The sequence below is a fragment of the Paenibacillus forsythiae T98 genome, assembly GCF_000520735.1.
Classification (GTDB): domain Bacteria; phylum Bacillota; class Bacilli; order Paenibacillales; family Paenibacillaceae; genus Paenibacillus_AQ; species Paenibacillus_AQ forsythiae.
Genome location: NZ_ASSC01000653.1, coordinates 1 through 11484, shown reverse-complemented (window position 1 = coordinate 11484; position 11484 = coordinate 1). Strand labels below are relative to the sequence as shown.

The following is an 11484-nucleotide window of genomic DNA, read 5'->3' as shown; positions in this document are numbered from 1 at the left end:
CGGGAAGTCTGTATTATGGAGAGATAAGATGAGACAATGGCTGGTTTCTTTGATTGTGGCGTTCCAGTTTCTTACCCGGCTTCCGATCCCCGTTCTAGTGGAATACGACAAGCGCTATGTGAGCCGGAGCGTGCTGTTTTATCCGGTTGTAGGGTTCGTTATCGGGTCTATTCTGTACCTGGCTTCGCTGGCGCTGCCACCCGGCGCTGCTCCCCTGCATGCCGCCGTCCTGCTGCTCCTTTGGACCCTTCTGACCGGGGGGCTGCATCTGGACGGTCTGATGGATACGGCGGACGGCCTGGGGAGCCATCGGCCGCGTGAACTGATGCTGGCGATCATGAAGGACAGCCGTGTCGGGGCCATGGGCGTTCTGGCGGCCTTCTTCGTGCTGCTGATCAAGTGGGCTTCGCTGTGGACGCTGCTGGACCGGGTGGAGCAGGGCACGCTTTCCGGGAGCCTGCTGCTCACCCTGCTGCTGACGGTTCCGGCTGTGAGCCGGGGAGCCATGGTGGCTGCGATCATCCGGCGGCCTTATATTGGCGGGGAGCAGGGCATGGGAGGGCTGTTCCGGGATGCCCATGCCGGTTATCTTGCGGGAGCCTTGCTGCTGTTGTTATTCCCGTTCATTCTCCGGCCTTCCTTCGGATGGCTTGGGCTGTTTGGAGTTCAGGCGGCGGCGGCCTGGCTGTTCGTCCGTCATTGTGTCCGGCGTCTTGGAGGGTTGACCGGGGATACCTATGGAGCTTTGAATGAGCTGGCGGAGACTGCGGGTCTCCTGGCGGCGGTATATATCTCTTTCTAATACTGGAGGGAAAGACATGCTTGAACGCAACGGCCATGGCGGGGACCTGGCTACGGCGGAAGAACTGTTCGGAGTTCCGGTCCGGCAAATGCTTGATTTCAGCGCGAATATTAATCCCATGGGTCCGCCGCCGGGGTTAAAGGATATTCTTCTTGCGGAATGGGAGGGGCTGGTTCACTATCCTGACCCTGAATCCCGGGAGCTGCGCAGCGCCATTTCGCAAAAATACAATATCGATCCTTCGTCCATTCTGGTCGGCAATGGAGCCGCGGAAGTCATTGATTTGATCGTGCGGGGGTTTAAGCCGGGGAAAGTGGCGGTGGTCGATCCGGCGTTTCGGGAATATGCCGAAGCCTCATTAAAAGCGGGCGCCGAAATGCTGCCTGTTCCCGCCTCTGCGGAAGACGCCTTTGCGATTCCCGTGGAAGCGCTGCTCGCCGCCTGCGAAGAAGCGGACCTGCTGTTTGTTGGCCAGCCCAATAATCCTACGGGACAGTGGCTGGACCGGGAAGCGGTGGCCCGTCTGGCGGATACGGCCGCCACGCATCAGACTGTCGTTGTGCTCGACGAGGCGTTCATCGACTTTTTCGAGGACGAGAGCGAGCTGTCCTTCATTCGCGAGGCGGCTAATTCCCGGCATGTGATCGTTATCCGGTCCATGACCAAGTTTTACGGCATTCCCGGCTTGCGCCTGGGCTACGCCGTTGCCCATCCGGACAATATCTCGTTTCTTCGGAGGCTGCAGGTGCCCTGGAGCGTCAATTATCTGGCGCAGAAGGCGGGCGTGTTCGCATTAAACCAGACCGGATATGAAGAGCGCACGAAGCAGCTTGTTGCCCTGGAGCGAAGCTGGCTTACAGAGGAATTAAGGAGCATCGGCTGCCAGCCGTTTCCGGGGAAGGCCAATTTTATGCTGGTCCGCACCTCGAGGTCCGGTCCGGCTGCTGAGGAGCTTCAGCATACGCTCGGGAAGCAGGGCATCCTGATTCGCCGATGCGCAGGCTTTGCCGGTCTGGATGACCGCTATTTTCGCATTGCGGTCAGGACGCGTCCGGAGAATGAACGCCTGATTGCCGCGCTGCGCTGCGCGATTTTGAGCAGGCGAGAAGCCGAGGGAACGGAGTGAGTATCCCGCTGCCGAAGATGATATTGGCCAGGCACGGAGCTACGGATTGGAATGAACAGCGGCGATACATCGGACATACGGATCAGCCGCTAAGCGAGCTGGGCCGAAATCAGGCGAGAGGGCTCGGCCGGGCGCTTGCGCATCTTGATCTCGATGCCATCTATTGCAGCGATTTGCGGAGAGCCTGTGAGACGGCCTGTGAAGTTCAGCAGGCGGCATGCGGCGAGGGCCGGAGCCTTCCTCCGATCATTGCGGATGCGAGGCTGAGAGAAATGGATTTTGGCTGGATTGAAGGCTTGACTTATGAAGAAGCGATGGCCCGCTTTCCCGAAGAAATGACCCGGTGGTACGGGCAGATGGAGACGCTCACCCCGCCCGGCGGGACAGAATCGCTGCCTGGGGTCCGCAGCCGGGTATGTCATTTTATGAAGGAATTGAGCAGGCGGGATTACGGCAGGGTTCTGGTTGTGACCCATGGCGGAATCATTAATTCCTGGCTTGCGCAGATCGGGAAGAAGCCATTCTGGGAGAATCCCCTTGGGCATGGGGAATGGACGGAAATCGAAGGCCAAGGGGTGAGGGAAGCTGAGTAAAGCGAGAACGGTCATGTTCCAGGGAACGGCGTCCGACGTAGGCAAAAGCATTATCACCACGGCGGTGTGCCGGATTTTTGTTCAGGACGGGTTCAAGACGGCGCCATACAAATCGCAAAATATGGCACTGAACTCGTATGTTACTTTATGCGGCAAAGAGATCGGCCGGGCACAGGGCGTTCAGGCGGAAGCCTGCGGAATTATAGCCACAACGGATATGAACCCTATCCTGATCAAGCCGACGAGGGATATGACCGCCCAGGTGGTCGTTCACGGCAGGCCGCATGCGGAAATGAGCGCCCGGCGCTACCGGGAGGAGTACCTGCCTATAGCGGAAGCGATTGTCCGGGAAGCCCTTGACCGGTTGAAGTCCGGGTATGATGCGGTCGTCATTGAAGGGGCGGGAAGCCCGGCGGAAATCAATTTGAAGGACCGGGATATTGTCAATATGCGTCTCGCGGAATGGGCGGATGCTCCGGTCGTTCTGGTGGCGGATATTGACCGGGGCGGGGTGTTCGCCTCCATCGTCGGAACGCTGGAGCTGCTTGAACCGCATGAGCGGAGCCGGGTCAAGGGCTTCATAATCAACAAATTCCGGGGGGATGTCACGATTCTGCAGCCCGGACTGGACTGGCTGGAGCAGCGGACGGGAATCCCCGTCCTTGGCGTCATTCCCTTCCTGAACGGGATCGATATTGAGGCCGAGGATTCGGTGGCGCTGGATCATCAGGTAGATAGCCCGAATCCGGCTGCCGATATCGACATCGCGATCATCCGGCTGCCCCGGATTTCCAACTTTACGGATACGGACCCGCTCGGGGCAGAACCGGATGTGCGGGTGCGTTATGTACAGAGTCCCGGGGAGCTGGGAAATCCCGATGTCATTCTGCTGCCCGGGACGAAGAATACGCTGGCGGACCTGGGCTTTTTGCGGGAATCGGGGCTAGCTGATGCCGTAAGGAACAAGGTGGAGTCCGGAGCCCGGCTCGTAGGCATTTGCGGCGGATACCAGATGCTGGGGGCGAGGCTGAGCGATCCTCATCAAGTGGAGTCGGAAGAAGGAGAAGCAGCCGGACTGGGATATTTGCCTGCGGAGACGGTCTTTTACCCGGATAAACGGACGCAGAGAGTCAGTGGGACCGTGACCTGCAATCACCCGGAATGGCTGAAACTGCAAGGCATTTCCGTAGAGGGCTACGAAATCCATATGGGCCGGACGGAGAAGCTGGAGCCTGTAAACGGATTGTTTCAGCTCGGCGGCCATGAAGACGGCATACTGTCGGTCGACGGACGGGTGTGGGGCACGTATCTGCACGGGATATTCGAGAACGATGCGTTCCGGCGCAAGTGGCTTAACCTGATCCGGCAGGAAAAAGGGCTTGCCCCGCTTCAGACGGACATTCATTTCCGGAGCCGCAAAACGGCCGCCTTCGACCGCTTGGCCGACCACGTCCGGGCGTATCTGGATATCGACCAGATTTACCGGATCGCCGGTTTAAAATAAGAACGAACCCGAGCCACCGTGAGAGCGAAAATGGTTCGGGTTTCTTTTATTTAGGCTGTTTTCTTGAAAATTATTGCTAATAAGAGTGAAAAAATGTAAAAATTATACTAAAACATTAAGGTGGTTGTCTGAATGAAGGAATGTCCTTTTTGCAGTCTTGAATTAGTAGAACAACAACAAGTGATAATTCAGAATGAACACTGTCTTTTCCTACAAACCCCACAAGAGGTTTTAATTGGTTCAGGACTAATAGTGCCAATTAAGCATCGTGAAACAGTTTTTGACTTAACTGAAGAAGAATGGTCTGCAACATATTCATTATTACAAGAAGTAAAATCTATCTTGGAGGAAGAACATCGCCCCAACGGGTATAACATTGGTTGGAACTGTGATGCTGTTGGAGGTCAGCATATCATGCATTCACACCTACATGTTATTCCTCGATTTAGTGACGAACCCTATGCTGGCAAAGGGATTAGACACTGGCTAAAAAGCGCCGATAACAAGCGAAATACATCAGCCCGTTTTAAATGACATTATCGTAGTGAAATTCGGTTTCTGGCACGATGCCAATAGAATGCAGTAGAAACATGAATATCAAGTTCCAAAGCAATTTTAGGAAGTGATTTCCCTTTGTTTTCAACCATCATCAAAAATACCTCATCCATTTTTCTGGATTGTGTGTGCCAGAGAGAGGAGTACCACTAATATCATTGAAGCTTTTCCACAATCTTTGCAAAGGTAGCGTTGTCTTTCTCGATACGTTCCATTTCGCTTCACACAAAGACTGCCACAATGGACACACGCTAAACCGTTTCCAAAACGAGATTGACGAATACCCTCATAATATTCCAATGATTTTCTTAGGTTCAGTATTCACATCGTTCTTTATCGCTTCGAAAACTGCCTTTTGTCCTCATCACTCAAATCCGTAAACTGTGCGTAAAGGTCTAATCATGCCTTTGCCATGTGAAATCAGCCACCCATCTGAAAGCTATTATTGTATATTATAACAACTTCCAGACTACTTTCTCACAATAGCAACAATTTTTTAGAAAACCGCCTTTATTTAATCAATGCAAGTGTAGTCTCAACAGAGTTGTCCACAAATGACCGCTCGGGACGGGACTTCATCATCACCGTAAGCCCGATTAAAGCTACGACGAGGGTCTGTGCCAAAGCTGTTGCATTGGTATCCTTGTTTATTTCGCCAGACCGAATGCCTTCTTCAATCGCTTCCTGAAATATGGCGGACAGATACATTTGATGTTCTCTTGTCAGGATTTCAAATTTGGTATCATGGGGGGCCAGTTCCACCATGGTATTGATACAAAAGCATCCCCGATTCAGATCCTCCTCGTATTCTTTTGCCACAACACCTTTAAAAAAGGACCGAAAGGCTTCTTTAACGGATGGGACTTTATGGAGCTGCGACCTGACTCTTGAAGCGTGAAGCTGGGCATATTTTCGAAGTGCGGTTTCAAACAGCTGCTTCTTATCTCCGAATGCCGAATAAATACTGGGGCGCTGGATACCCATTTTGGCCGTCAGATCACTTAAGGAGGTTGCCTCGTAGCCTTTTTCCCAAAACAGATGCATAGCCGCTTCCAATGCCTTTTGCTCATCAAACTCGCGAAGCCGGACCATAATTGTCCTCCTCTTTTCATAACGAACGGTATATTATAATTTTACAATTTCAGCTTTATATCTGTCAAATCAATTGACAATAACCGTCAGAATATTATATATTGCCATTGTTATTATTTACTGATCGATATGTTATGCTGGTCAAATCCCATACCTTTAAGGAGAGTGTTCATTTGGAGAAGCCTGAAGAATCCCCCTCATCGCTTTCGCGCTCGCTCACATTATTGTTTGCAGTCACTTGCGGCCTGGCAGTCGCCAACATCTATTTTGCGCAACCGCTGCTTGACGCGATATCGGAGGAGTACGGTATCAGTCACGCTCACGTTGGCGTGATCATCACAACTACCCAGATTTGTTACGCCTTAGGGCTTCTGCTGCTGGTGCCGCTTGGCGATTTGATGAATCGGCGCCGTCTTGTGGTCGGCATGATGCTTGTCTCTGTGTCAGGATTGGTTACCGTGAGCACTGCGCCTAACAGCGCTATATTGCTGGTGGGAATGGGTGTGGTCGGTCTGTTTGCCGTTGTGGTGCAAGTGCTTGTAGCGTTTGCGGCGACTTTGGCTTCGCCGTCTGATCGCGGACGCGCGATTGGCCTCGTGACAAGCGGCGTCGTAATTGGCATTCTGCTGGCCCGTACCGCCGCAGGCATTTTATCGGACATCGGCGGATGGCGTACCGTCTATTTTGTCTCCGCAGCCCTTACGCTGCTGATGGCCGGAGTGCTGTCCCGGGTTCTTCCGCATAACCGGAATATAAGAACGTCCATGACCTACCTGCAGCTGTTGCGCTCGGTGTTCGCCCTGTTCGTTCAGGAACCGGTATTGCGAATTCGCGCCGTCATCTGCATGCTGATCTTTACTTCGTTTAGCATTTTGTGGAGTTCGCTTGTGCTGCCGCTCAGCGCCCCGCCGTTTTCACTTTCACATACCGCTATCGGGTCATTTGGCCTCGCGGGCGCAGCGGGAGCGTTAGCTGCGGCAAAGGCAGGACAACTGGCGGATAGAGGTTTAGGGCAACGAACAACGGGCATCGCTTTGATTGTTTTAGTAGCCTCGTGGCTGCCTATCGGTTTTACCGAGCATTCATTGTGGGCATTAGTTGTGGGAGTAGTCGCTTTGGATCTTGCGGTGCAGGCGGTTCATGTTACGAATCAATCCATGCTTTTACGTGTGCATCAAGAGGCCCGCAGCCGTCTCACTGCGGGGTATATGATCTTCTATTCCATTGGAAGCGCCACCGGCGCGATTGCCTCTACCGCAACCTTCGCATACGCCGGCTGGACCGGCGTATGTGTGCTGGGCGCTTCAGTCAGTCTCATTGCTTTGCTGTTCTGGGCATTAACCAGACGATTCATGCCTGCAGCCTAGAAAATCGGCCGGATGAGCCATGGAAAATCTGTGCTATACTTAGTGGAATCAAGCTATTTTTCCAAGCCAGGGCAAGCAGAGTAAAAGGGGCGACAACAGAGTCAATGATGACGAGAGAAGAAATAAAGGCTTATTTAACAAGATTGGGCATTCGCGAAATAGAGCGGCCTACCGAAGCTTATTTATTTGAACTGCATAAAGCTCATATGAAGAACATCCCGTGGGAAACGGTTGATATTTTTGCGGGAAGACCGGCTTCGATCCATGTCAGAGAATCCGTACAGCTTATCCTGAACGGCAGAAGCGGTTACTGCTTTCACCTCAACGGCGCGTTCAGCGAGCTTCTTCGTTCTTTGGGCTACCGGGTCTTCTGGCATAGAAGCGGCATTCAGCCGCATGGCGGGGAGCCGAGGATAGACTCTTTTCATATCGGAGTAACCGTCAGCTTGCCCGGGGAGGAAGAGGAACGGAGGTGGATCGTGGATGTCGGTCTGGGGGATATGCCGTATGAACCGCTGCCGCTTCAAGCCGGAGCTTATAAGCAAGGTCCTTTTACATATACAGTCAGGGATTCTGAAGTGGTCAAGAACGGCTGGAGACTGGATCATGATCTTCCCGCTTCATTTATTGGAGTGGATTTTGCGCCCGAGGTGGTGCCGGATATGGAAGAGTTCGAGCCGAAGCACGCTTTTTACAGCCGGTCTGCGGACTCGCCTTGGGCGAATCTGTTTCTTATCCAGCATAGGAACGCTTCGGGAAGCAATGAGCTTAGGGGCTGTATCTTTAGCAGGCGGGAGGAGCAAGGCATTGAGAGAACGGAGATTCTCACCAAATCACAATGGCTTGAAGTATTAGGCGATGTTTTCGGCGAGCGCCTCGTTCATTATTCCGGCCAGGAGCGGGATGATCTGTGGAAAAGGGTGCTGAACATCCATGAAGAATGGAGAAAGTCAGCGAGCTTGTAAAATCTCATCTGAAAAGCCGCGTCCGCAAGAACGCGGCCTTTGGGGCAAACGGCTAGCTCCGCAAGGAGAGGCAGTTTCTGATTTGCCTCCCTTGACCGTACCTTTAACGCTTCGTGATCTGCCGGATCAATCTCAGGCTGGGCAGAGAAATCAGGCTAATCTTTGTTTGTCTGCCCTTCATTCTGCTGCTCCTTTTGAGCAGCACCTTTCTCCGGGAAGCTCTCCGCACGCCTCGCTTCAAGTTTAATCTCTTCGCGCTCGCAGTCTTGCGTTTTCCGTTTGTTTTCTTGGCCTGGGCAGGATGTGCGGAGGGGGCTGCTTCTGCCGGCTGTTGAGGTTCGTCTGGGCTCCACGGCGTCAGATTCAGGTAATTCCGGTATAGCTCTGAGCCTAAAGAACCCGCATCCCAGCATTTTTCGACTCCGGCGAAATGGACGATTTTATTCGTAAAATCATGGTCTTGAGAGGTAATGCTGAAAGAATTGAAGCGCAAATCGAGTGGAAGGTAGTTCCTTCCGAAAACGACGTTTAACGCATCCTGATCGGGCATGGTGGTGTCGGGGAAATTCCGGAAGAAGTTCAGCGTCTCTTCGTACCAGCCGACATTGCTCCGGATCGTGTTCAGAGCGAATACAATAACCCCGGAATTAAAATAAAGCTCCGGATCAAGCCCCTTGGAGCTGATAATATGCGCTACCTCCATAATGCCCTGATCCTTGATTGCCCCAAGGTAGCATTCGCCCAATTCTACCTGCCACAGCTCCAGAAGATCCATGTTCACCAGAACATCGCAGTCGAGATAAATAATTTTGTCAACCGGGATCAGGGCGGGAAGGAGCAATCGATACATGCAGGCCTGCGTCCAGGCGTTAATTGAGCCGACACCCGCCATGACCTGAAGCATATCCTGGGGTATAGTGATGTGATAGAAATTAATCGTATGATTAAATCGGGTTGCCAATTCAACAAGTCTTCGCTTGTTGTCCTCGTTTAAAGTCTCATCATGCAAAATATGCACATTAACAGGGGAACTTGTATTATGAAAAACGGACGCCAGAACAACCCCGGCATGCTCAGCGTATTGCCCATCCTTATCCTGAAAAGCCAAGACTAGTTCAATCATCTGATTTATCCTCTCATAACGTTTTTTGTACGAATGTGCCACAGCACAGTATACGTTTGTCACGAACGAGTGGATAAGGGCATTTTCCCCACGCAATTGACCCATTTTGATTCCCTGGCCGCATGACGGATGTCCATGTCACTCCGGATGTTTCTGCAAAGCTTGGAGCTTTGCTTATATGCTTATAAAAGAAACTTTGACGGTAACCGATGATAAGGTATAATGCGGCTGCACTTCGCATGCCCGGAAAGTAAAATCTATTAATCTGGAGAGAATTGATGCATAAACGGTGGCCGACTGTCGCAATCGCTGTGATATTTCTAATTATTATTCCTATATTCTGGATATTTAATTATATGCATACAGCCTCTCAGCATTATTCGTCGCAAGAAGGGGTACTGGATTTGCGGAAATGGGACTTTCAGGCGAATGGGGTTGTTCCGCTTAAAGGTGAATGGGAATTTTACCGCGATCAACTGCTGACCCCGGACAGCTTTAAAATGGTTCCTTCCTCTCCGGGCAGGACGCCTGAGCTTACGGGGATCGTCCATATCCCAGGCATCTGGAATAGCTATATGGGCAGCGCCGGCAATCCCAAGGCTACCGGTTACGCAACGTTTCGCCTGCGAGTTCTTGTGCCGGAGCGTCAACATGAGATTTACGGGATCAAGACGGATAATATTCGGTCTGCGAACCGGATATTTATTAACGGGACAGAGGTCGGAGCGAGCGGAGAACCCGCTATTTCGGGCAAGGAGGGGGCGCAGCGCAATATACCCTACTCCGGGTTTGCTGCTATAAATGGAGGCGAAATTGAGATTCTTGTGCAAATCGCCAACTACAGCTATTCATCGGGTGGGATGGTGTACCCTATTTCGCTTGGTGACCACAGAACGATAATGAACATTGAAAAAACAAAATTTTTCGGCGACTCGCTGATAGCATCAGGCTTCCTTGTCTCAACCGTTTACTTCCTGCTGCTGTATCGGCTGCGAAGACAGGAGCTGTCCCTTCTGTATTTGGGAGGGATCTCATTATTCGCCTGCATTTATTTGCTTACTCATGGAGAGAAGGTCATAGGAGACCTGGCTCCAGCCCTTTCTTATGATACAGTATTAAGATTACAGCTGGCGTCCTCCGCAGGGGTGTACTTTTGTTTCGTTCATTATATTGCGGCGTACTCTCCGATGGTCGTACACAGACCTGTCCTGTTGCTGTGCCGGTGGATTACCGGGTTCGATCTGATTGTGGCCCTATCTGTTCCTACGCTTTCTTTTTCCAAGTGGGATGGGGTCTGGCTCGTATGGTCTATGTTCTTTGTCGGATATATCATTTATTTGATGATAAGACACTGGCGGTTGCACATTTTGGACAGGTTCTTTATGCTTGTTAACATTTTCAGCCTGCTTATCGTCATTATTGTCAGTCTGCTGAATGTATATGGCAAGCTGGAGAGTCAGCTTCTTAGCTCTTACGGTATATTGCTCTTTCTTATAGCACAGGCGCTTCAGTCTGCATTCCGGTCCGCGAATTCTTTCCATGAAGTAGAGCAGCTGTCGCAAAAGCTGCTGACGCTTGATGGGCTTAAGGACGAATTCATGGCCAGCACCTCTCATGAACTGCGTACACCGCTCCATGGAATTGTAAATATGACGTCTTCTCTGCTGGAAGGGGTGGCAGGTGAGCTGAATCCGAAGCAGAAGCACCATCTGTCCATGATTGCGGCAACAGGAAAGCGGCTCTCCTTGCTCGTCAATGATATTCTGGACTGGGCCAGGCTGAAGAACGGCGACATGGTCCTCGCGCAGCGCCCGGTGGATCTCCGGCCTGTCGTTTCTGCGGTGCTTGATATCCTTACCTTTACAGCCGGCAGGGGCAAAAGCTTGCAGTTCGTGCAGGAGTGGCCTGAGGATCTACCGCTTCTCCATGCGGATGAGAATCGCTTTCAGCAAATTTTGTATAATTTATTGGGCAACGCCATTAAATTCACGCATGAAGGAACGATTACAGTTTCTGCGGAAGACTGTGGCCGGGAAGTGAAGATTGCCGTGGCGGACACCGGTATGGGCATTGCCGCCGAGCGGCTTGAGACGATATTCCTGCCATTCGGGGAGATTGGAAAGCCGGTGGACCCTGCCTTCCTCGGTATGGGACTTGGATTGAGCATTACCAAGAAGCTCGTCGAACTTGGAGGAGGCCGGATCTGGGCGGAATCCGAGCCGGATAAAGGATCGGTATTTTTCTTTACGGTGCCTGTGGCGGATCTCTCCCTTTCTGCCGAATTGAAGACCGCATATAAGCAAGTTATCTCCACGAGGCAGCAGGAGCCGGCTCCCTCGACTGAAGCGGCTGGCGCC

10 protein-coding genes and 1 pseudogene are annotated in these 11484 nt (G+C 52.1%); 8 read left to right on the top strand and 3 right to left on the bottom strand.

Translation table 11 applies throughout. The annotated features are described in order from the left end of the window. The 5 genes from cobS to L692_RS31325 form a co-directional block, all read left to right on the top strand. On the top strand, nt 1-802 hold an 802-nt coding region (cobS, locus tag L692_RS0120230), incomplete at its 5' end, for an adenosylcobinamide-GDP ribazoletransferase (RefSeq protein ID WP_332258283.1). A gap of 16 nt (nt 803-818) precedes the next feature. Beyond that, nucleotides 819-1928, top strand: a complete 1110-nt coding sequence (cobD, locus tag L692_RS0120225) for a threonine-phosphate decarboxylase CobD (protein ID WP_025701862.1) — start codon at nt 819-821, stop codon at nt 1926-1928. Then, the gene (locus tag L692_RS29585) at nt 1925-2521 is read left to right on the top strand and encodes a histidine phosphatase family protein (protein ID WP_025701861.1); all 597 of its coding nucleotides are present in this window, start codon (nt 1925-1927) and stop codon (nt 2519-2521) included. Before cobD ends, L692_RS29585 begins: the two co-directional genes overlap by 4 nt. A 13-nt stretch (nt 2522-2534) precedes the next feature. Continuing rightward, on the top strand, nt 2535-4025 hold the full coding sequence (locus tag L692_RS0120215; RefSeq protein ID WP_051503548.1) for a cobyric acid synthase: 1491 nt from the start codon (nt 2535-2537) through the stop codon (nt 4023-4025). Between the two features lie 132 nt (nt 4026-4157). Then, complete coding sequence (locus L692_RS31325) at nt 4158-4559, top strand: HIT family protein (protein WP_084463293.1); 402 nt, start codon at nt 4158-4160, stop codon at nt 4557-4559. Between the two features lie 35 nt (nt 4560-4594). Here the strand turns inward: L692_RS31325 and L692_RS33630 are convergent. Next, nucleotides 4595-4952, bottom strand: a pseudogene (locus L692_RS33630) (transposase); the annotation flags it as partial. 138 nt (nt 4953-5090) lie between these two features. After that, nucleotides 5091-5672: a TetR/AcrR family transcriptional regulator gene (locus tag L692_RS0120210; protein ID WP_025701859.1), complete on the bottom strand. Its 582-nt coding sequence runs from the start codon at nt 5670-5672 to the stop codon at nt 5091-5093. A gap of 134 nt (nt 5673-5806) precedes the next feature. Between L692_RS0120210 and L692_RS0120205 the strand changes: the two genes are divergently transcribed. Both L692_RS0120205 and L692_RS0120200 read left to right on the top strand, forming a co-directional pair. Further along, nucleotides 5807-7039, top strand: coding sequence for an MFS transporter (locus L692_RS0120205; RefSeq protein WP_084463292.1), 1233 nt, complete (start codon nt 5807-5809; stop codon nt 7037-7039). A 104-nt stretch (nt 7040-7143) separates the two neighbouring features. Further along, on the top strand, nt 7144-8004 hold the full coding sequence (locus L692_RS0120200) for an arylamine N-acetyltransferase family protein (protein WP_025701857.1): 861 nt from the start codon (nt 7144-7146) through the stop codon (nt 8002-8004). Between the two features lie 103 nt (nt 8005-8107). Here L692_RS0120200 and L692_RS0120195 read toward each other — a convergent pair whose 3' ends face one another. Beyond that, nucleotides 8108-9127, bottom strand: coding sequence for a glycosyltransferase family 8 protein (locus L692_RS0120195; RefSeq protein ID WP_025701856.1), 1020 nt, complete (start codon nt 9125-9127; stop codon nt 8108-8110). A 356-nt stretch (nt 9128-9483) separates the two neighbouring features. Here L692_RS0120195 and L692_RS0120190 point away from each other — a divergent pair. Continuing rightward, nucleotides 9484-11484 (top strand): sensor histidine kinase (locus tag L692_RS0120190; RefSeq protein WP_198027795.1); only part of this gene is annotated, 2001 nt, incomplete at its 3' end.

Excerpts from the sequence above, each read along its gene's own strand:
- cobD (WP_025701862.1), top strand. The coding sequence starts at position 819 with ATGCTTGAACGCAACGGCCATGGCGGGGACCTGGCTACGGCGGAAGAA.
- L692_RS0120215 (WP_051503548.1), top strand. The coding sequence starts at position 2,535 with ATGTTCCAGGGAACGGCGTCCGACGTAGGCAAAAGCATTATCACCACG.
- L692_RS31325 (WP_084463293.1), top strand. The coding sequence starts at position 4,158 with ATGAAGGAATGTCCTTTTTGCAGTCTTGAATTAGTAGAACAACAACAA.
- L692_RS0120210 (WP_025701859.1), bottom strand. The coding sequence starts at position 5,672 with ATGGTCCGGCTTCGCGAGTTTGATGAGCAAAAGGCATTGGAAGCGGCT.
- L692_RS0120205 (WP_084463292.1), top strand. The coding sequence starts at position 5,807 with ATGCTGGTCAAATCCCATACCTTTAAGGAGAGTGTTCATTTGGAGAAG.
- L692_RS0120200 (WP_025701857.1), top strand. The coding sequence starts at position 7,144 with ATGATGACGAGAGAAGAAATAAAGGCTTATTTAACAAGATTGGGCATT.
- L692_RS0120195 (WP_025701856.1), bottom strand. The coding sequence starts at position 9,127 with ATGATTGAACTAGTCTTGGCTTTTCAGGATAAGGATGGGCAATACGCT.